This is a genomic window from Mesorhizobium sp. 43Arga, assembly GCF_053714255.1.
Map to the genome: position 1 here is coordinate 16,981 of NZ_JBSKBO010000009.1, position 20,159 is coordinate 37,139.

The window sequence follows — 20,159 nt, forward strand, 5'->3', positions numbered from 1 at the left end:
GCAGCCGAAACGCAGGCACACGCAATGGCGGGGTTCACCCTGGTCGAGATGCTGGTGGTGCTGGCGATCATGGCGCTTGTCGCGGCGATCGCCGCACCGGGGCTGGTCAGCCACTATCGCACCAAGAGCCTGGAGACGGTGGCCGGCGAGATCACCATGCGGTTGCGCCTGTCGCGCACCTCGGCCATCGCCACCGCCCGGCCGAAGCAGGTTCTTGTCGATCTGGGCAGCCGTCTCATCCGTTTCGGCGAACGAGACAGTCTGGCCTTGCCGGACGATGTCAAAATGACCGTCATCACCGGCCAGGAGACCGTCGTCGCCGACCGGCAGACGGTGCTGACCTTCCTTCCCGACGGCCGCGCTTCCGGCATGGACATCGCGCTGCAGCAGAAAGGACGGACCGCGCGCATCGCGGTCAACTGGCTGACAGGGCTTCCGACATGGCGGACCCTGCCATGATCGGGCCATTGCCCCAATCCTCATCCGAAGATGGCTTCTCCATCCTGGAGATGATCGTCGCCATGACGATCCTGGCGCTGGTGCTCGGCATCGCCAGCCAGTCGATCGTGCTGGCCAGCCGCAGCATTGCCGCGGCCAAGCGCCAGGTCGAAGCGGCCAGAACGGTTCGCATGATGCTGGCCGACTACGAGGCCCGGGCACAAACCGCGGCACAACCCGGCTGGACCCTGAAGACGCGCACGATAGACGTCGCGAAAGCGAAGGTGACCGCTGTTCTCATCGAGAAGCCGGGCGGCGCGTTTCCAAGCGGGCCGTTTCTGACCTTTGTGCCGGCGCAAGGCCCGGCCGCGCCATGAGCTGGCTGTTCTCCCGCGCCCTGACGAAAACCCGCGCCGTTCGCCGTCATCTTGCCGGCGCTGCTTCATCGGGCGCCAAGGCGCATCCGCAACCCTCGGCACCGGTGGCGGGTTTTGCGCTCATTGATGTGTTGGTGGGGCTGGCGCTGATCGGCGTCATCACATCGCTGATGATGGTCTTTCTCGGCCAGGCGCGAACGATGATGCGCATCGAAAAGGCGACCGAGTTCCAGATGGAGGTCGACGCCGCATCGCGGTTTCTCGAGACGGCGATCAGCCATGCCGAGTCCTTGCCCTTGTCGAAATCGTCGCCGGACCAGGTGCTCTATCTCAGTGGCGATGGTGCCTGGGTCGAGTTCAATGCCGTTCAGGCGATCGGCTTCAAATCCTCCGCACTGCGCGAAATCACGGTTTCGCTTGGTGACGGTGGCCAGACGGGGGCCGCCCTGGCCATCGTCCAGAAAACGCGGCGCGGCAGCAAACCTGGCGCATCGGTGTCGAGCGAACCGGTACAGCTGATCGGCGGCGTCAGTGCCATGAAATTCGAATATCTCGACAACGCGCTGGCGCCGCCATCGTGGCTGCCGGGCTGGAATACGCCGCGGCGGCTGCCCGCCGCCGTGCGCTTCACCCTCTCGGTGGTGCGCGATGGCGCGGCCTATTCATCGCGCGGTTTTGCCCGCCTCGATCTGGCCGGCACGCCGGCACCCCGCACGAATTGAGCGCGCTCTCTCGATCACCGTCAGTTGGTGACGTCCTGGTCCTCGCCGGTTCCGTCGGGTTTGCCGTCCTTGCCAAGGCTGCGGATGACCACGCCGCTGGCATCGGCCTTCACTTCGTAGGAGTAGGGCCTGCCCCAGGGATCCTTGATGCCGGTGTTGCCCTTGAGATAAGGCCCGTTCCAGCGCGTTTCGCCGGCGGGCTGGGCGACCAGGGCGTTGAGGCCCTCTTCGTTGGTCGGGTATTTCGCATTGTCGACATAGTAGAGTTCGAGCGCGCTTTCGATGTTGCGGATCTGCGCCTTGGCGGCATTGGTCCTGGCCGCGCCGAGATAGCGCAGCACCTGCGGCGCCGCCAGCGTGGCGATCAGTGCGATGATGGCGAGCACGACCAGAAGCTCGACCAGGGTGAAGCCGCCTTCGCGATCATCGTTTTCACCGACCGATTTTCCGGCACGGCGGGATACTTCGAAGGATTGAAGAAAGCGCATCATCAGAGCAGTCCCATGTCTAGACCTGCAAATTGTTCCAGCGCCCAGCTTGAGCCGAGGCCGATGGCGATGAATGGACCGAAGGCGACCCGGGCCCGCGCTGCCGCCGGCCCTGTCGCGACCACCTGGCCGCCGACGAACAGCAAAGCGCTGGCGCTGGCGATGAACAGCAGCACCGGCAACAGCAGCGGGCTGATCCAGCATGAAGCGGCCGCCAGCATCTTGACGTCGCCGAGGCCGAGGCCGATGCGTCCGGTCATGAGGAAATGGCCGCGCCGCAGCAGCCAGGCTGCGGCGAAGGTCGCGGCGGCGAAGAGGATCCGCACCGGCAGGCCGTCTGCGTCGGCCGCCAGCTGATAGGAAAGGCCGATGCCGGCCAACGCCAGGTTGAGCCCGTCCGGGATGATCTGCCGGCGGAAATCGGCGATCGAAATAGCGGCAAGCACGACCGCCAGGGCGATCGTGGCGGCCAGGACCAGGGATGGTTGCGTGGCCATCGTCAATACGCCAGCCTCTTCAAATCCTGCTGCAGCTTGGTGCCGCCGCGGCGCTTCTGGATCGGCGTCTGCAAGCTGATCTTGCCGCGGAATTCGTCCGTCACCTCGCGCGCCTCATTGATATCACGCACGACATGCGGCCGGATGAAGATAATCAATTCGGTCCGCCTGATGGTGTCGTCCTTTTGCTTGAACGCATTGCCGAGAATCGGGATGTCGCCGAGGATCGGCACCTGGCTGCGGTCGACACTGTTGTTCTGCTGGATGAGGCCGCCCAGTGCCAGGCTCTCGCCGTCATTGACCAGCACGCGCGTCTGGACCTTGCGCTGCTGGATGGTTGGCGAGTCGATATCGGAACTGTCCGTCTTGGTGACGTTGCTGACCTCCTGCTGGATGTCGAGCATGACCCTGCCGGCATTGTTGATGCGCGGCGTCACCGTCAGGATGACGCCGGTATCCTTCATCTGGACCGAGTTGATGATCGGCGCGCTGCCGTTGCCGGTGTCCTGCGATTGCTGGGTCAGGATCGGCACCTGGTCGCCGACCTGCAAGACCGCCTTCTGGTTGTTGAGCGCCATGATGGTGGGCGCCGAAATGACGTTGACGTCGGTGATCTTGGAAAGCGCGCTCAGCGTCACCTGAATGTTGTCGGTTGCATAGCTCCAGTTGAAGCCGGGCAGGGTGGCCGCCGCGGCAGCCTTGGCCACGTCGGTCACGGAAACCTTGGTGCCGCCATTCTCGAAGAACCAGCGCAGGCCGTATTTCAAATCGTCGTTGAGCGTGACTTCGGCGATCACCGCTTCCAGCATGACTTGCGTCGGCAGCACGTCGACCTTGGTCAGGATCTGCTCGATGCGTTGGTAGTCGCGCGCCGTGGTCTGGATCAGCAGTGCATTGTTCTCGACATCGGCGACGACAGTGGCATGGGCGGGCGCCTGATTGTCCTGCTGAGGCAGCGAGGGCGAAGGTCCGGTCAGCGGCGCCGGCGTGACGCCGTCCGACTGCATGGCGATCGGCGTCTGGTCTGGCGCCACGTTCGAGCCGCCCGATTGGCCTTCGGTCTTCACCGTGGTGCCGAGAACTGAGCTCAGCACCGATGCCAGTTCCTTGGCCGGCCGGTTCTGGATCTGGTAGACGAACAGCTGGCTTTCATTGGTCTCGGCCAGCCTGTCGAGCTTGTTGATCCAGGTCGCCGCGCGCGCCAGATAGGCCGGGCGCGAGGTGATCACCAGCACCGAATTCAGCCTGTCATTGGGGATGAACTGGATGAGCTTGGCGCCCGGACCGTCCTTGGTGCCGAAGATCGAATCGAGTTCGGCGGCGACCGCTTCCGGTTTGGAGGTCTTCAACGGGTGCAGCGCCACCGACATGCCGCGCATCCAGTCGACATCGAACACCGAAACCGCTTCGCGGATCGCATTGAGGTCGCTGTCGCTGCCGGCGACGGTGATGATGTTACGGGTGGAATCCACCCGCAGCACCGAGCCCTGGCGGGTGATCGGTTCCAGAATGGTCTTCATCTCGTCGGCGGCGATGAATTGCAGCTGCAGCACCTGCACCTTGACGCCGGGGCCGGACGGCGAGGTCGAGGGCACGCTGACCGGCGGCGTGCTGGCCATGATCTCCGACAGCGGCACGATCTGGTAGGTGCCGCCGCGGCTGGTGATGCCGGCGGCGTTCACCGCCAGCGCCGATTGCAGGATATCGATCAGCGCATCCTGCGACACCGGCTGCGAGGTCTGCAGCGTCACCGTGCCCTGCACGCGCGGGTCGACGATGTAGTTGAGGTGCAGCGCATCCCCCAGCACCGCCTTGGCCGCGTCGGCGATCGGCGCATTGACCAGATTGAGCTCGAACTTGCCGGAGCTATCGCTCGTCACCTTGGTGACCGGCGCGCCCGATGAGACGAACTGGCCCGTGCCCTGATATTGCGCGCCGTTGAAGCGCTGTGCCGCGCTCGACGCCGAAGTGACGGCGGCAGGCCCGCTATAGCCCGCCCGCAGGGGCGAATTCTTGGCATGCAGGCTGTCGATGGTCTCGGTGAAGAAGTCCTTGCCCGGCGCGGAGGTGCAGCCGGCGACAGCCAGCAGCGTGAACAACACGACGCAATGACTCGACTTGCTCGACATCCACCCGATTCCCCTAGGGGACCCAGTCTAGGGCTTCTTGCTGGCGGATGTCGGGAATGATGGCGGTGTTTGGGGTCTATCCACAGGGTAGGTGGGGACAGCGTGTGCGGTGTGGAGATCGATGGAGGGCGCTTGCGCTCCAGCGGAGGAGTGCGATCTCGTTTGGCACTGCCTTGGGCTACAGAGACGGCGTGGCCTTGGCCTGGGATGTCAAGCCGACATCGCCAAAAAAGTGCACTGTCACCGTAATCCGACAATTCTGGCGAGGCGAGCCATATGCTCAATCCGGGGGCGACGGACTTCGACATGACTATGATGGGTATTAGTGCACTGTCACCGTAATTCCAAACAGCAAGACACTTAACACTCAATTGTATCAAGTATTTCTCGGCCGTTATCGTGGGAAAAATAAAGTCTAGCTGAATTTTCTATATTAATAACTGCGGATGTATCTTCTTTGACAATTTCTTGGAATTCAGTTGAGAAATTAACTGACATTCGCCTCAAGGCTGATTGTGCGCTTTCGTATGTCCTCCAGGTGCTTCCGATGGTGAGCCTGAGAGACTTCTCTTTATATTCGTTTTTGAATATAAACGCGCTTCTTTTAAATTTCAAAGCCTTCAGCTTCACAAGATTTATTAACCCGGCGTTTCCTTCTGTGTGAATGTAAACCTCAAGCGGGCCATAACCGAGATAAAAATTCATTTCTCTTCCTGTGGAGAACATCCAGTAATCTGGGGCCCCGGCCTCATTTCCAATCTCATTGATTGCCAGTCCAGCAGTGAACGGACCTATTGAGCCTGACTTCACAATGTCCAGCATACTTATTTCTTTAGTGATCATTTATATTATTCCCACTGCCGCCGTTCTTTCCATCAATACCGCCACCACTTTTCTTGCCTCCGTCGTTATTGCCTTTGTCTTTATCTTTCTTGTCCGACCTCTCTTTTTCTCGCCGTTCTTTTTCTGCTCGGAATTACGGTGACAGTGCACTAATTTTGGCCCCCCGACCCCGCTTTCCTGGTTTTACGGCTCTTCCAGTTTGCCCGGCAATCCGGCTAAGAAAGGCCTCGCCGCCGATCGGTCGGCCGACGCTGTCAGCCTTGCGTAGCGCTTCAAAAGCCGCGACATCCGTTTCGAGCAAGTCGAACAGCCCGCTCGATGATGGCAGGCGGTCCCTCATTGGCTGCGGATCGGTAACGCCATCGGACTCTCCTGTCAGATGCGCCCGAGCGCTTGACCGGGGCCAATCGGCCGCCTGTTTCACCAGCCCCGCGCGCACCGGATTCAGTCCGACATAACGCACCGCCGACAAAAGGTGGTCCTTGTCGATCGCGGCGGCGCCGAAGCGGCCTTGCCAGAAATGCCCGGTTTTCTTCTGCCGCGCATGGATGATGCCGGCATAGGCGCGGTGCACCTTGGCGAGCGCGCGCCGCAGGCCGTCGGGATCGGCCGGCGTCAGGATCAAGTGCACATGGTTCGGCATCAGGCACCATGCCCAGATGCCGACATTGGCGGCGCGGCAATGTTCGACCAACAGGGTCTTGTAGAGCGCGTAGTCCTCGGGCGTGAAAAACACCTTGGTACGCCCGTTGCCGCGCTGTGTCACGTGGTGCGGTAGATCGGGAACGACGATGCGGGCAAGGCGAGCCATACGATTAATCTATACACGGCGACAGCAACGCGAACAGGGTAAAAAGTGCACTGTCACCGGAATTCCTAATCGCTATCTACTCATTGATAAGCCACCATTGATAAGAAATATCAGGCTCGAAAGTGATTCTGGCCTCCGCGACTATGCCTTTGATATCGAAAGTGACGTGTAATGCCTTCGTGCCATTTTCATCTTGATCGATCACCAACGATATTGTCCGTTCTGACGAGATCGAGCCAAATACGCTTCCATGGATACGCGTGATAATCTGGAATGACTCCAAGACACCACTAAATGATACGTCTAACTCCAAGGAGCTTGTATTAGACCTGAAAACATAGCGAACATACGCCATGCTGGGATCTTCGTCTTCCGGCTCCAGACCAAACGCAGCTTGGAAATCTGCTTTCCCCGGGAATTTCATTCAGTTATCCCTTTGTTTTTTCCGATATGGGTAATCATAGTTGAAAATTGGCGGGTTCCGTCGTCCATCAAATGGAATGTTGAGTTGACCTTCGCTGCTTTTCCTGAAGGGCCCATGAGGAGAGATTCCCTTACTTCGAAAGTTCCATATTCATCTGTATACTTGCTGACGATGTTTCCTTCTGAATTTACAGACATTTTTAAGTGATCAGCTAGAATTTTCTTTCCAACATCAGTATCTTGAATGCCAAGCGCCTTCATATCAGTTGCCAATTGTCTGGATCTGGCCAAGTTGTGAGGGCTGCTCGTTACTTTTCCAAAGAGGTAGTCAAATTTACTTGCGGCGATCTCCATAATGGTCTTTTGAGTGACAATTTCTTCAGCAACAACGGAAGCTTTGCTAAAGAACCCGGCCGGAGTAGGCGGCACTGGTATAGCCCAGTCCTCTGTATTCACAGCCCCGCTATTGCTCATCTTGTACTTGCCCCAGGCCATCTGGGCAACTTTGGGATCGACCCCGTCCAATATGCTTAAATCGCCATCGGAGGATATTAATTTTGACTTCAAGTCCTCCGCTTCTTTGTCCTGCTCACGGGCTTGCTTCTCGGCCTCCGCTCTCGCCTTTGCGGCTTTGTCGGATGACGGGGTCGCGGCAACATGGCCATTGTTGTCGGCATTGTTGACCGGATCATTCAAGGCGTACGCATACCGATTGGCGCCAACCCCTTCCTTGGTCGGATCCCAATCATCGGGCGAAATAAACCGCCCCAACACCGGATCCATGTAGCGTGCATTGAGATACAGCAGCCCGGTCTCGGCATCGAAACGCTCGCCGATGTAGCCTTTCTGCGTCTGGAAGCCGGTGTTGAGGCTCTCGCCATAGGTGGCGTAGCTGTTGCCTTCGACCAGGGCGCCCGACATGTCGGTGACCATGCGCACCGAGGCCAGGTGCTCGCGGTGCAGGAAGTATTTTGTCGTGCCGACCACCTTGATGTCGGGATGGGGATAGCGCGTATAGATCTCCGCGCCCGGTGTCGCCGGATTGATCTCGACGTCGGCATCGGGATAGAGCGTCGTGGCAAAGCTCGAGGTTTTCTTCGCCCGCGCTCCGTCCGGTCCATAGGCAAGGTTGACGGTGTTGGAGGCAAGGCTGACCGTCTTCAGCCGATTGGCCTCGTCCCAGGACAGCGTGCGGCTGCCGTCCGAGGTGAGATTGCCATTGGCGTCATAGGCCATCGCATTGGCGCCAACGCTGATGGGCGCGTGCGGACGAGCTGCGCTCGCCGCGGGATAGACATAGGTGCCGGCGACACGCGTGCGCGAGAGCATGTTGTCGTTGGCGGCATAGACGAAGCTTTCGCTCAAGCTGGTGTTGCCCAGATTGGTGCTCGAGGTCAGCCGGTCGGCATTGTCATAGCCATAGGTCCAGCTGCCGGCGGCAGTGAGCCCCGTGGTGCCGGTGATGCGGCCAAGATTGTCACGCGCATATTGCTCATCGAGGAGAACGGTCGCGCCCTTCGAGGTGGTGATGCGCGTCACCCAGCGGCGTGTCGGCGAGTAGGTGAAGCTTGTCTTCACGCCATTGGCGTAGGTGATCTCCTTGGTCTGGCCGTCGGCCTCGTAGATGGTCGAGGTGATGAAGCCTGGCGCCGAGTAGAGCTTGTTGCCGGCGGTGTATTGCAAGGGGTTGGCCCAGGTGCCGAACCACAGGTCGCCCGGCTGGTAATTCTTCAGGATGGTCTGGCCGGACCCGTCGTGGATATCGACCGTGGTGTGCGTCAGGCCGGCAATGGTCGCGTCATGCCTGCCGAGCTTGCCAAGCCCGTCATAATTGTAGCTGTGCGTCGCCGTCGCGTTGGTCGAGGTGGTGAGCTGGCCGATGTTGTACCAATAGCTTGGAGCCGCCTGGTCATAGGTGTTCTGGGTAAGCACAACCGGGCTGCCGCCGGGTGCCGTTGCTGTCTTCAGCGTCAGCCGGTCCATCTGGTCGTAGCCGAGATTGGTGACCGTGCCCCTGGCATCGGTCTGGCTGACCAGCCGGTTGGCGGCATCGTAGGTATAGGTCCAGGTGCCGAGATCGGGATCCGACGCCGACAGCCGGTTGCCGAGCATGTCGTAGGTGTAGGTCCAGGTCGAGCCGCTGGTGTCGGCAAGGCCGACCAGCCGGCCAAGCACGTCGAAGGTGCGGGTTTGCGCAAGCTGAAGACCGGCGAAGTCACGAACCACGCCCGCGACGTCGCCACGCGTCGACCATGCCGTCCGGGTCTGATGGCCGAGCTCGTCGGTCATCGTCGTGCCATGCAGTCGCGGAGTGGTGGTGGGCGCGGTGGCCAACTCGTTGAGATAGCTGCGCTGGCTGCCATCCGGATTGACGGTTTTGGTCAGCTGGTCGGCCCAATCGTAGCGGTTGGTGGTCCACTGCGCGGTCTCGCCGACGAAGCGAGGGAAATCCGTGCGCAGGACATTGCCGCGCGGATCGTAATCGGTATCGGCAATGCGCCTTGGCCCGGCCGCCGTCTCGCCGGGTGTTTCCACGTGGTAGACCCGGCCAAGCCCGTCATACCAGGAGATGGTAAAATCCTCCCCCGCGCCATTGGGGAGCGGCGTGTATTTGATCAGCGCCTGCGCCCCGGGATTGCCCTCGCTGACAAACTGGTTCCTGACATAGGCGCCGGTGACGCTCTGCGAGGCCTGATAGAGACGGCAGAAGGGATCGTAGGTGAAGGTTTTTACCAGGCCGTTGAAGTCGGTCCTGGTGGCCGGCAGCCCGCAGACGGGATTGTAGGTCGCGGTCGAGACAAAGCGCGTGTCGGCGGTCTGGCCGCCGGTGGCAAAGTAACGCGGCGCCCGCTCGGTTACGGGGTAGAGGTGATAGGTGGCATCATAGTCCCATTCGGTCCTGTGGCCGAGGCTGTTGGCCGCCGTGATCTTGTTGCCATAGCTGTCATAGGTAAAGTACTGACTCACCGACTTTTGCGGTGTCGAGGTGACATCGCTAAAGGTCAGCACCCAGGTCAGATTGCCCCTGGTCGGCACCGCCCAGACGTCGGTATTCCCGTCATAGTAATTGTGCCTGTAGCCGACATAGGGATCGGTGCTGGTCAGGCCGGCATGGGTGCGTTCGGCAATCAGCGAAGAGACGATATAGGCGGAGGTGTTGGGCGAGAAGAAGCGCTCGGTCCAGGTTTCGTCGCCGCTGGCGTCAGTGCGGCCATAATCCTTTAGGCTGACGACATTGTTGTAGGCATCGAAGCCGCGCTCGACCCGGAGCGTGTATGTGACATTCTCGATGAACGTCGTGTCGGTCGCCCAGTTCTGCACCGTATACGGCTTGCTCGCCGTGTTGACGGCATAGGTCTCGGCCACCTGCTTGTGCACGGTGCCCGCGCCATCCTTCCACACCGTCAGCGACGGCAGGCCGTAGCTCGCGAGGTCCTGGCGATAGGTGGTCGTCACCGTCGACGGCGCCGTCTCGCCATTGGCCAACGGTTTTGTCTCGACGATCGAGGCAAAGCCCAAAAACTTGCGCGCCGCCGGGTCGTAGGTGCCACCGGCATACTGATAGGTGCTCACCGCCGTCTGGCCGCGGCCGTCGCTGACCGACAGGTTTGTCATCGCATGCACCACCTGCGGCAGGTAGTTGTTCGTCCAGGTCGACGACGGCGTGTACTCGACCGCCACCGTGCCACCCAACTCAGTGGTGATCGAACGAAGCAGGTTCGGATTGCCGGTGCCGGCGTTCGACATGAACATGTTGTTGTAGTCGAGGAAGTCTGGCAGACCGTCGCCGTTGAAGTCGCCGACCAACGTGCCAGCGGTAATCCCCGAAGGCAGCGTGAACTCAACCGGCGTCAATGCTGTTGACGAAGGACGGAGCGAGAAAACCCGCACAGGGCCGGTGCGATGCCGCTGTGGTGTGATCGTCCCGCCAATGGTGATGACCGAGGCTTTACCGCTGTTGTCGAAGTCGCGAAGAACCGCTGTCGTTCCCGACATCGAGGAAACCGAATAGCTTTTGAAGCCGGTCCCGGTTGACAGCCAAACCGTGGTGCTGCCGTCACTGCCACTATAGCGCAAAATGTCGGTCGCGCCGTCGCCATTGACATCGCCCATGACACAGGTGCCAGGGCCTGAATAATTCTGTGCCGGGCAGGGGATCGGGAACGATGTTCCGCTCGGCTGCCATTTGTCGTTCACTAGCGCGCCCTTCTGTCCGCTCGTGAACAACGGCACTTGGCGACCATTGCCAAGGAAGTCGCCAACGCCAATGAAACCAAAACCGTTGCCTCCGTTCCAACCGGGGTTGATCGCATCTATGCCATCGCCATTCGCGTCGGTGACAATGGGAAACGGCAATACATTGGAGCTCGTAGTTGGGAGTGCGGCACAAACAGCTTGGTAGCCTGCGGGGGGGCAAGAAGCCTTGGTCAGCCCTAGGGAGGCATCTGTCTGAATGATCGAATTGTTTGATGAGTAGGTTGTGCGACCAGTGGCGCCGTTTGTAAAAGCAGTTATTACCGAATCGGCAAAGTCCATGGTATTTTTGTTTGCGACGAAGCGACCAGGTTGCGAAAAATATTCGGGAAGGTCAGGGGCAGTATAGTTCGTGGTGTCGAGCACCTGAGATGCGCCCCCGCCCGGCGCGAATTTGTAGATGTATTTGGTCCTCTGCTTAGCCGGACAAGGACCTTGGTTGGCGTGACAAGTATCCACGTCCCGGATATTTTCGCCAAAAATCTCGTCCCCGCCGTCGAAATCCAAATCGCCAACTGACTCCGGCTGCGACCCAGCGGAGAACGGGAATGACGTCGTCCCATAAACCCCATCAGTGTTCTGATAGGTCATCTGGCCGATGACCTTCGACGTCCCGCCGGTGATGGTGCCGTCGGCGGTAACCGTCGCATCGGTGCCGTAGCGGGTGACCTGGGTGAGACGCGAGGTGTTGGAGAACGGCGCCTGGTCGTAGGTCAGCTTGTAGGCGCCGCGCACGATATTGTTGACCCAGACGACGATCCCCTTGATACGCAGGGTCGTCTCGGAGATGTCGCGCCCATTGCCCATCAGGACCGAATCGGGCCGCGCCTCCAACTGGAAACCGATCGCCGTGTGGTTGTAGCTGATGCCTTGCGGATAACAGACCGGGCTTGCCGGGCACCAGTAGCTGTAGGCGACCGTGTTGCCGTTGGTGTCGGTAACGGAGGTCAGCAGCCAGCGGTAGCTGTAGGCCAGATCATAGGCGGGCGTGCCGGCCGCCGGAGTGAGGTTGGCAACCGCCGCCACCGAGCGGAAGGTGGACACGGTGCCATCCCTGTCCGTCACCTTCCATTCATTGGTGGCGCTGTTCAGCGCAATGCGACGGTAGCTCTCGTTCTCCGTCGCATGCGTGCCGCCGGTCGCGCAGGAGGGCGACACCATGCCGGCAGTGCAGGCCACCATCGCCTGGCCGTCGAGCAGATAGATGTCGTTGGCGTCATAGGCCGGCATGCCGTAGCCCGGCGTTGCCCACTCGATGACGTCAAAACCATCGAGACCCCAGGCGTAGCCCAGCCAGCCCTGGTAGAGCCCGCCGGTCTTGGTCTTGCGCGAGGAATTGTAGTTAAGCGCGATCTGCGGCTCGATGCCGTGGAAGGCGGGAGCGTCAATGCCAATCGAATAGCCGAGATTGCCGTTGCCGGCAGCCTTGGGCAAATCGACCTTCGGCGTGCCGATCGCCTCGGGGTCGCCGCTGGTCGTGGTTGCCGACGCAGCCGCCATTGCCTGCGCCGCCGGCTCCTCGGGTGCGGCCTCGGTGTCAGTGGTCTTGGCCGCCTTGCCGGTTGCCTTCGTGGTCTTTGTATCGGCGGCCTTGGTGCCATCCGTGGTGCCGGTGCCGTCGGCGGCCTTGGCGTCGGCCGGCTTGGCGCCGACCTTGGCCGCCGCATCGGGACTGCTGGTCCCGGATGAACCATCTCCGGTTGACTGCGCCGACGATGAACTCGAAGGACTGCCCGCGGCCGGTCCGCCGGCTCCCAGCGCCGCTCCGCCATTGCCGTAGCCGGCAGCAGAATTTCCTGCGGTCGCGGAAGAGCTTTGGCTCTCCTGCGCAAGTGCTGCCATTCCTGCACTTCGGCTAATATAAGAGACGGCAGAAATATCCGCGCCGACGACACTCGCGGCAAGCACTGCCGCGCCAACAAGCAACCGTTTCATGAGTCCCCCGAGCCAAGTTGCTTATCGTTACGCACCTTTCATTTGACGGATACGACCCGCTCTCGTCACGAAGCCCATATCCACAGACTTATTTTTCGGGGGCAAAACAGTACACTGCACAAGCTCGCAGCATCTTTTCGAATGACGCGATGCGATGTGCTGTCGTTCGCTTCGTCGATTCGTGCCAGCTATGGCTGGCGTCGAACAACCGGCAGCCTACACCGGCTCCGCCTCGTCCATCATCTGCTTGACGGCGTCGGCGGCCCTGCTCATCCCCGCTTCATCCGTGGCCAAGCCGGCGAAGCGTTCCAGCAGGCGAGCGAACGTCACCAGATCCTGCTCGTCCCATTGCGCCAGGGACTCGGCGAAGATCCGCCATTTGGTCTGGCGCACCGCCGTCACCAGGCGCTCGCCCCTGGCGGTGAGCCTGAGGCAAATGCGGCGGGCATCGAGTTGCGATGCGACGCGCAAGGCGTAGCCGCGCTCGACGATGTCGGCAGAGATGCGGCTGGCGCGGGACGGGTCGATCCCCAGGCGCTCGGCAATGTTGCCCACCGTCACCTCGTCCTGCGGCGCGTCGCCGACGGCCGGATTGTGCGCAATGGCGATGATCACATCGAGATGGCTCACTTCCAGCGAAGGGTCGATGCGGGCCAGGATCAAACGACCGAACTCCCGCCGCTGGATGGAGCGGCGCACCTTGTTCAACACCGCGTCGATGGCGGCGACGGCGTCGGCCGCCGCTTCGGACAGGCCATTGCTGCGCGCCAGATCGGCGAGATCCTGGTCGCCATGCGTCTGCCACAAGGCGGAAAATCGGTCGGGCTTGTCCGGGCCGGTATCGTTGCTGCTCATGTCACAGCGCGCTAGCAAAAATATATGCCGATGTCAATTGAATGCTGATAGCATATATTTGATGTTGACATATATCTGCCATGGGCACATAAACCGCGCCGAAAGTCGGAGCGAACGTCGGAGACACCCATGAGCATTGACTCGACTCTCCCGGATGCGCCGCCCGCAGAGGCCGGGGCCAAGCCCGACATTACAACGCTGGTCGTCTATTCCGGCGCGCTGATCGCCATGTTCATGGCCACCATCGACATGCAGATCGTCGTCACCGCCTTGCCCACCATTGCCGGTGAACTCGGCAATCTGCATCTGTTCGGCTGGGTCGGCGCCGCCTACCTGCTGTCAACCGCCGCCGTCGCGCCGTTCTACGGTAAGCTCGGCGACATGTATGGCCGCAAGAACGTGGTGCTGACGGCGATCGCCTTGTTCCTGCTGGGTTCGCTGGTCTGCGGCATGGCCTGGTCGATGGAGAGCCTGATCGCGGCGCGCGTCCTGCAAGGCATCGGCGGCGGCGGCCTGATGGTCTCGGCCTTCGCCATGATCGGCGAACTGTTCGGGCCGCGCGACCGCGCCAAATACCAGGGCTACAGTTCGGCGGTGTTCGCGCTGTCGTCGGTCCTCGGCCCGTTGGCCGGCGGCTATATCACCAGCCTGTTCGGCTGGCGCTGGGTGTTCCTGGTCAACCTGCCGATCGGCATCGTCGTGCTGGCGATCCTGGCGTTCGCCATGCGCAGCCGGTTCAACGAGAAGAGGCACAGCATCGACTACCTTGGCGGCTTGCTGCTGGCTATCGGCACCACGGCCATCGTCTATTGGGGCTATCATGTGCTCGACCCCGCCGGACCGGACCTCCTCACCTTCGTGCTGCCGGTCGTCGCGATCGCGGCAATCGCCTCGTTCATCCTGGTCGAGCGGCGGGCCGAGGAGCCGATCGTGCCCTTGCGGCTGTTCGGCAATTCGACAGTGCGCATCGTCTCGGGCGTGTCGGTGGTCGCCGGATCGGTGACGCTCGGCATGTTCTTCTATTTCGCGCTCTACATGCAGACGCTCACCGGGCTCAGTCCGGCCGAAGTCGGCTTCCTGTTCCTGCCGGCCTCCCTGACCTCGATGGTCATCTCGATCGTCGCCGGGCGGGTGATTGCCGCGACCGGCCGCTACAAATGGATGCCGGTCGTGGCGATGGGGATTGGCGGGCTGCTGATGATAGGTTTTGTCTTCATCAATTCGCACACGCCGATCTGGGTGCTGGCGGTGATGATGGGCCTGTTCGGCATCAGCATGGGCCTGCAGTTCCAGGTGCTGATCGTGGCGATTCAGGCCGCGGCACCGCTGCAGGACATCGGCGCGGTGACGTCGCTGATCACGCAGGCGCGCACGATCGGCGCTTCGCTGGGACTGGCGCTGAACGGCGCGGTGATGACCTGGGCCCTGAACCGGCAGACTTCGGAGCTTCCCGCCGATGCCGCCGCTCTGCTGCCGGATGGCCTGACCGGGCTGAACCCGCATCTGGCGTCAAGTCTGCCGGCCGCGGTCCGCGACGTGGTGCTCGCCCACTATTCCAGTGGTTTCAACCTGATGTTCGTCTGGGTGGCGGCGCTCTATTTCGTCGCCATGGCGCTGACGCTTCTGCTCGAGGATATCCAGATCCCGAAGCGCGGCTAGTCGGCGAGATGGTCCGCGGCCGGACGGCGCCCGTCGATCCACAGGGCAAGCAGCGTGCAGGCAGCACCCGACAGCAGATAGGCGCCGGCGGCGATGAGGCCGAAATTGCCGGCCAGCAGCAGGGCTGCGAGCGGCGCGAAGCCGGCGCCGAACATCCACGCCAGATCCGAGGTGATCGCCGAGCCGGTATAACGATACTGCCGGGAAAAGCTCGAGGCGACGACGCCCGACGATTGCCCGAAGCTCAGTCCCAGCAGGATGAAGCCTAGCACCATGAACAGCGCCTCGCCGACCGCGCCGCCATCCAGAAGCTGCGGGGCAAAGCCGCTGAAGGTGCCGATGGCGATCGCCGAACCGCCGAGCAGCGCACGGCGCCCGACGCGATCGGCCAGCGGGCCCGATGCGACGATGGCCGCAATGCCGAACAGCGCGCTTACCGCCTCGATCATCAGGAAGCGTGCCGGGCCCTCCTTGGTGAACAGGAACACCCAGGAAAGCGGAAACACCGTGACCATGTGGAACAGGGCGAAACTCGCCAGCGGCGCGAAGGCGCCGATGACGACGTTGCGGCCCTCAGCCCGGATCGTGTCCCTGATGCGCGTCGGCTGCAGGTCGCCGCTCTCGTACAGTTTCGAGAATTCAGGCGTGACGACGATGCGCAGCCTGGCGAACAGGGCCACGACATTGATGGCGAAGGCGACGAAGAAGGGATAGCGCCAGCCCCAGGAGAAGAAGTCGTCGGCCGACAGGTTGGCGACGAAGAAGGCGAAGAGGGAGCTTGCCACGATGAGGCCGATCGGCGCGCCCAGCTGCGGGATCATGGCATAGAAGCCGCGCCGGTTCTGCGGCGCGTTCAGCGCCAGCAGCGAGGGCAGTCCGTCCCATGTTCCGCCGAGCGCCAGCCCCTGGCCGATGCGGGTAAGCGCCAGAAGCCATACCGCGACCGCACCGATGTCGGCGTAGGCCGGCAGAAATGCGATGGCGACGGTCGACGTGCCGAGCAGGAACAGCGCGATCGTCAGTTTCGCGCCGCGGCCGTAGGCGCGGTCGATCGCCATGAACAGCACGGAGCCGAACGGGCGCGCGACGAAGGCCAGCGCGAAGATGGAGAAGGAATAGAGCGTGCCGACGAGCGGATCGTGCGTCGGAAACACCAGCTTGGGAAACACGATGACGGAGGCGATAGCATAGACGAAGAAGTCGAAGAATTCCGACGTCCTGCCCACGATCACGCCGACCGCTATATCGCCCGCGCTGACCTGGCCATGATGCGAGCCGATCAGCTCGCTGTTCGTTTCAGTCGAAGTCTGAGCCATCTTATCCGTCGCCACCGCGTGGAATGAAGTGTCCGGAACCCAATTCCGGGGATTCCCCAAGGGTTCCATTGTGCACTGCACACTGCGCCAAAGCCATGCCGGCTGGGCATTGGACAAATTGTCCAATGTTACCACGGCGCCGCGAGCAGTAGCCCTTGAATCGATACCGCACTGCAGCATGAACGGTTGCGGCGGTCTTTCGAGGGCAGCGTTTGATGAAACGATTTGGAGCCTTGCTTCTGTTCCCCCTGGCCGGGCTGTTGAGCGGCTGCGATCTGGTCGTGCTTGCGCCCGCCGGCGATGTCGCGGCCCAGCAGCGCGACCTGCTCGTGGTCTCGACCTTGCTGATGCTGGTCATCATCATCCCGGTCATGGCGCTGACGGTCTTCTTCGCCTGGCGGTATCGGCAATCCAACACCTCGGCGACCTATGCGCCGGACTGGGATCATTCGACGAAACTGGAGCTGGTGATCTGGGCGGCGCCGCTGCTCATCATCATCTGCCTTGGCGCGCTGACCTGGCTCGGCACGCATCTGCTCGACCCGTACCGCCGCATCGACCGCATCGAGCCCGGCCAGCCGGTCACTGAAGCGCACAAGCCGCTGCGGATCGAGGTCGTGGCGCTCGACTGGAAATGGCTCTTCATCTATCCGGACTACGGCATCGCCTCCGTCAACGAGCTGGCGGCGCCGGTCAACCAGCCGATCGACTTCCGCATCACCTCGTCGGCGGTGATGAATTCCTTCTATGTTCCAGCCCTTGCCGGGCAGATCTATGCCATGCCGGCGATGGAAACCAAGCTGCACGCCGTCATCAACCGGCCTGGCACCTATAGCGGCTTCTCCGCCAACTACAGCGGCGCCGGCTTTTCCGGAATGCGCTTTGCCTTCCACGGCCTGTCCAACCAGGCGTTCGAGCAGTGGGTGGCGCAGGCCAGGACCGCGCCGGCGACGCTCAGCCGCGAAAACTATCTCGAACTTGAAAAGCCGAGCGAGAACGAGCCTGTCCGCCACTTTGCCTCCGTCGATCCCGACCTTTATGGCGCCATCCTCAATCTGTGCGTCGAGCGCGGCAAGATGTGCATGAACGAGATGATGTCGATCGACGCCAAGGGCGGCCTCGGTCTTGCGGGTGTGCACAACACGCTGCCGCTGCAATACGACAAGCTCGCCCGGCGCGGCGCGGTGTTCGGCAACGATCCGTCCTATGTCGCCAGCATCTGCACGGCGGAGGAAGCGGCCGCCGCGGAGCGCGCGGCCAGCGATGCCACGCCGGCGGATTGGCCGGCCAGGAATCTTTCCCCGCTGCGCGGGGCAGGGCTGCTGAGGCCCGGGACCGAGAGCCGTCGCGCCGAGGCGGATACGCCGTCGCTCGGCCTGCTGCGGCGCGAATTGTGAGAGACAGCCGATGCCCGATACGTTGACCAAATTCATTTTCGGCCGTCTCACCTGGGACTCGCTGCCGCTGCACGAGCCGATCGTGGTGGCCACCTTCGTCGCGGTGGCGCTCGGCGGCATCGCGCTTCTCGGCGTCATCACCTATTTCAAGCTGTGGGGTTACCTCTGGCGCGAGTGGTTCACCAGCGTCGACCACAAGAAGATCGGCATCATGTACATGGTGCTCGGCCTGGTCATGCTGCTGCGCGGCTTCTCGGACGCCATCATGATGCGCCTGCAGCAGGCCATCGCCTTCAACGGCTCCGAGGGCTACCTCAATTCGCATCACTATGACCAGATCTTCACCGCGCACGGCGTGATCATGATCTTCTTCGTGGCGATGCCCTTCGTCACCGGGCTGATGAACTTCGTCGTGCCGCTGCAGATCGGCGCGCGCGACGTGTCCTTCCCCTTCCTCAACAATTTCAGCTTCTGGATGACGGTCGGCGGCGCCATACTGGTCATGGCCTCGCTGTTCGTCGGCGAGTTCGCCCGCACCGGCTGGCTCGCCTATCCCCCGCTCTCCGGCATTGGTTACAGTCCGGATGTCGGCGTCGATTATTACATCTGGGCGCTGCAGGTGGCGGGCGTCGGCACGACGCTGTCGGGCATCAACCTGATCTGCACGATCATCAAGATGCGCGCGCCTGGCATGACGATGATGCGCATGCCCGTCTTCACCTGGACGTCGCTCTGCACCAACGTGCTGATCGTGGCGTCCTTCCCGGTGCTGACGGCCGTGCTCTCGCTGCTGGCGCTCGACCGCTATGTCGGCACCAACTTCTTCACCAACGACTTCGGCGGCAACCCGATGATGTATGTGAACCTCATCTGGATATGGGGGCACCCGGAAGTCTACATCCTCATCCTGCCGCTGTTCGGCGTGTTTTCCGAAGTCACCTCGACCTTCTCCGGCAAGCGCCTGTTCGGCTACACCTCGATGGTCTACGCCACGGTGGTCATCACCATCCTGTCCTACCTGGTCTGGCTGCACCACTTCTTCACCATGGGCTCCGGCGCCAGCGTCAATTCCTTCTTCGGCATCACCACCATGATCATCTCGATCCCGACGGGAGCGAAGATCTTCAACTGGCTGTTCACCATGTATCGCGGCCGCATCCGCTTCGAACTGCCGATGATGTGGACGATGGCCTTCATGCTCACCTTCGTCGTCGGCGGCATGACTGGCGTGCTGCTCGCCGTGCCGCCGGCGGATTTCGTGCTGCACAACAGCCTGTTCCTGATCGCCCATTTCCACAATGTCATCATCGGCGGCGTGCTGTTCGGCCTGTTCGCCGGCATCGCCTATTGGTGGCCCAAGGCCTTCGGCTTCAAGCTCGATCCGTTCTGGGGCAAGGTGTCGTTCTGGTGCTGGGTGGTGGGCTTCTGGTTCGCCTTCATGCCGCTCTACATACTCGGCCTGATGGGCGTGACGCGCCGCATGCGTGTCTTCGACGATCCCTCGCTGCAGATCTGGTTCGTCATTGCCGCCTTCGGCGCGGTGCTGATCGCTGCCGGCATCGCGGCGTTCCTGATCCAGATCTTCGTCTCCATCCGCAAGCGCGAGGCTCTGACGGATCCGACCGGCGATCCCTGGGATGGCCGCACGCTCGAATGGTCGACCTCCTCGCCGCCGCCGGCCTACAACTTCGCCTTCACGCCGGTCGTGCGCGACAACGACGCCTGGTGGGACATGAAGAAGGCCGGCTACACCAGGCCGCTCGCCGGCTTTAGGCCGATCCATATGCCCAGCAATACCGGCACCGGCGTCATCCTGGCGGCCTTCAGCGTGGCGCTCGGCTTCGGCCTGATCTGGTACATCTGGTGGCTGGCGGCGTTGAGCTTCGTCTGCCTGATCGCCACCGCGATCGGCCACACTTTCAACTATCACCGCGACTTCCACATTCCAGCTGCCGAGGTCACACAAACGGAGGAGGCGAGGACGACGCTCCTCGCCGCCCAGGGCTAGGGTTTAA

General features: G+C 61.8%; 15 protein-coding genes. 6 read left to right on the forward strand and 9 right to left on the reverse strand.

Features of this window, described 5'->3' with window-relative positions; all coding sequences use genetic code 11:
* The first annotated feature begins 24 nt into the window (after window positions 1-24).
* The 3 genes from ACWGS8_RS26420 to ACWGS8_RS26430 are packed head-to-tail and all read left to right on the forward strand — an operon-like array spanning window position 25 to window position 1,537.
* Entirely contained in the window at window positions 25-459 is a 435-nt protein-coding gene (locus tag ACWGS8_RS26420) for a prepilin-type N-terminal cleavage/methylation domain-containing protein (protein ID WP_454583671.1), read from the forward strand.
* A complete protein-coding gene (locus tag ACWGS8_RS26425) occupies window positions 441-815 on the forward strand; it encodes a PulJ/GspJ family protein (RefSeq protein ID WP_454583672.1) in 375 nt (124 codons plus the stop codon). Before ACWGS8_RS26420 ends, ACWGS8_RS26425 begins: the two co-directional genes overlap by 19 nt.
* Window positions 812-1,537, forward strand: coding sequence for a PulJ/GspJ family protein (locus tag ACWGS8_RS26430; protein WP_454583673.1), 726 nt, complete (start codon window positions 812-814; stop codon window positions 1,535-1,537). Before ACWGS8_RS26425 ends, ACWGS8_RS26430 begins: the two co-directional genes overlap by 4 nt.
* A gap of 20 nt (window positions 1,538-1,557) precedes the next feature.
* Here ACWGS8_RS26430 and gspG read toward each other — a convergent pair whose 3' ends face one another.
* The 8 genes from gspG to ACWGS8_RS26470 form a co-directional block, all read right to left on the reverse strand.
* Entirely contained in the window at window positions 1,558-2,028 is a 471-nt protein-coding gene (gene gspG, locus ACWGS8_RS26435) for a type II secretion system major pseudopilin GspG (RefSeq protein WP_454583674.1), read from the reverse strand.
* Window positions 2,028-2,522, reverse strand: coding sequence for a prepilin peptidase (locus ACWGS8_RS26440; protein WP_454583675.1), 495 nt, complete (start codon window positions 2,520-2,522; stop codon window positions 2,028-2,030). The genes gspG and ACWGS8_RS26440 overlap by 1 nt, the downstream gene beginning before the upstream one ends.
* A 2-nt stretch (window positions 2,523-2,524) precedes the next feature.
* On the reverse strand, window positions 2,525-4,651 hold the full coding sequence (gspD, locus tag ACWGS8_RS26445; RefSeq protein WP_454583676.1) for a type II secretion system secretin GspD: 2,127 nt from the start codon (window positions 4,649-4,651) through the stop codon (window positions 2,525-2,527).
* Window positions 4,652-5,011: 360 nt separating this feature from the next.
* Window positions 5,012-5,494, reverse strand: coding sequence for a hypothetical protein (locus ACWGS8_RS26450; RefSeq protein ID WP_454583677.1), 483 nt, complete (start codon window positions 5,492-5,494; stop codon window positions 5,012-5,014).
* Window positions 5,495-5,627: 133 nt separating this feature from the next.
* The gene (locus ACWGS8_RS26455) at window positions 5,628-6,305 is read right to left on the reverse strand and encodes a transposase (RefSeq protein WP_454583678.1); all 678 of its coding nucleotides are present in this window, start codon (window positions 6,303-6,305) and stop codon (window positions 5,628-5,630) included.
* Between the two features lie 76 nt (window positions 6,306-6,381).
* The gene (locus ACWGS8_RS26460) at window positions 6,382-6,729 is read right to left on the reverse strand and encodes a hypothetical protein (protein ID WP_454583679.1); all 348 of its coding nucleotides are present in this window, start codon (window positions 6,727-6,729) and stop codon (window positions 6,382-6,384) included.
* Window positions 6,726-12,824 (reverse strand): RHS repeat-associated core domain-containing protein, encoded by a 6,099-nt coding sequence (locus ACWGS8_RS26465; RefSeq protein ID WP_454583680.1) that lies wholly within the window; start codon window positions 12,822-12,824, stop codon window positions 6,726-6,728. Before ACWGS8_RS26465 ends, ACWGS8_RS26460 begins: the two co-directional genes overlap by 4 nt.
* 309 nt (window positions 12,825-13,133) lie before the next feature.
* The gene (locus ACWGS8_RS26470; protein ID WP_454583681.1) at window positions 13,134-13,772 is read right to left on the reverse strand and encodes a MarR family winged helix-turn-helix transcriptional regulator; all 639 of its coding nucleotides are present in this window, start codon (window positions 13,770-13,772) and stop codon (window positions 13,134-13,136) included.
* 129 nt (window positions 13,773-13,901) lie between these two features.
* Between ACWGS8_RS26470 and ACWGS8_RS26475 the strand changes: the two genes are divergently transcribed.
* Window positions 13,902-15,431 carry an MDR family MFS transporter gene (locus ACWGS8_RS26475; protein ID WP_454583682.1) on the forward strand — a complete coding sequence of 510 codons (1,530 nt, stop codon included), beginning with the start codon at window positions 13,902-13,904 and terminating at the stop codon, window positions 15,429-15,431.
* On the opposite strand, the gene ACWGS8_RS26480 is transcribed toward ACWGS8_RS26475, so the two are convergent.
* Complete coding sequence (locus ACWGS8_RS26480) at window positions 15,428-16,747, reverse strand: MFS transporter (RefSeq protein ID WP_454583683.1); 1,320 nt, start codon at window positions 16,745-16,747, stop codon at window positions 15,428-15,430. The genes ACWGS8_RS26475 and ACWGS8_RS26480 overlap by 4 nt on opposite strands.
* A 215-nt stretch (window positions 16,748-16,962) precedes the next feature.
* Between ACWGS8_RS26480 and cyoA the strand changes: the two genes are divergently transcribed.
* Window positions 16,963-18,144, forward strand: coding sequence for a ubiquinol oxidase subunit II (cyoA, locus tag ACWGS8_RS26485; protein ID WP_454583684.1), 1,182 nt, complete (start codon window positions 16,963-16,965; stop codon window positions 18,142-18,144).
* A 10-nt stretch (window positions 18,145-18,154) separates the two neighbouring features.
* Window positions 18,155-20,152 (forward strand): cytochrome o ubiquinol oxidase subunit I, encoded by a 1,998-nt coding sequence (gene cyoB / locus ACWGS8_RS26490; protein ID WP_454583685.1) that lies wholly within the window; start codon window positions 18,155-18,157, stop codon window positions 20,150-20,152.
* The last annotated feature ends 7 nt before the right edge of the window (window positions 20,153-20,159 follow it).

Bases quoted from the DNA above. Each gene is read 5' to 3' on its own strand.
- ACWGS8_RS26420 (WP_454583671.1), top strand. From the start codon at position 25: ATGGCGGGGTTCACCCTGGTCGAGATGCTGGTGGTGCTGGCGATCATG.
- ACWGS8_RS26425 (WP_454583672.1), top strand. From the start codon at position 441: ATGGCGGACCCTGCCATGATCGGGCCATTGCCCCAATCCTCATCCGAA.
- ACWGS8_RS26430 (WP_454583673.1), top strand. From the start codon at position 812: ATGAGCTGGCTGTTCTCCCGCGCCCTGACGAAAACCCGCGCCGTTCGC.
- gspG (WP_454583674.1), bottom strand. From the start codon at position 2,028: ATGATGCGCTTTCTTCAATCCTTCGAAGTATCCCGCCGTGCCGGAAAA.
- ACWGS8_RS26440 (WP_454583675.1), bottom strand. From the start codon at position 2,522: ATGGCCACGCAACCATCCCTGGTCCTGGCCGCCACGATCGCCCTGGCG.
- gspD (WP_454583676.1), bottom strand. From the start codon at position 4,651: ATGTCGAGCAAGTCGAGTCATTGCGTCGTGTTGTTCACGCTGCTGGCT.
- ACWGS8_RS26450 (WP_454583677.1), bottom strand. From the start codon at position 5,494: ATGATCACTAAAGAAATAAGTATGCTGGACATTGTGAAGTCAGGCTCA.
- ACWGS8_RS26455 (WP_454583678.1), bottom strand. From the start codon at position 6,305: ATGGCTCGCCTTGCCCGCATCGTCGTTCCCGATCTACCGCACCACGTG.
- ACWGS8_RS26460 (WP_454583679.1), bottom strand. From the start codon at position 6,729: ATGAAATTCCCGGGGAAAGCAGATTTCCAAGCTGCGTTTGGTCTGGAG.
- ACWGS8_RS26465 (WP_454583680.1), bottom strand. From the start codon at position 12,824: ATGGCAGCACTTGCGCAGGAGAGCCAAAGCTCTTCCGCGACCGCAGGA.
- ACWGS8_RS26470 (WP_454583681.1), bottom strand. From the start codon at position 13,772: ATGAGCAGCAACGATACCGGCCCGGACAAGCCCGACCGATTTTCCGCC.
- ACWGS8_RS26475 (WP_454583682.1), top strand. From the start codon at position 13,902: ATGAGCATTGACTCGACTCTCCCGGATGCGCCGCCCGCAGAGGCCGGG.
- ACWGS8_RS26480 (WP_454583683.1), bottom strand. From the start codon at position 16,747: ATGGCTCAGACTTCGACTGAAACGAACAGCGAGCTGATCGGCTCGCAT.
- cyoA (WP_454583684.1), top strand. From the start codon at position 16,963: ATGAAACGATTTGGAGCCTTGCTTCTGTTCCCCCTGGCCGGGCTGTTG.
- cyoB (WP_454583685.1), top strand. From the start codon at position 18,155: ATGCCCGATACGTTGACCAAATTCATTTTCGGCCGTCTCACCTGGGAC.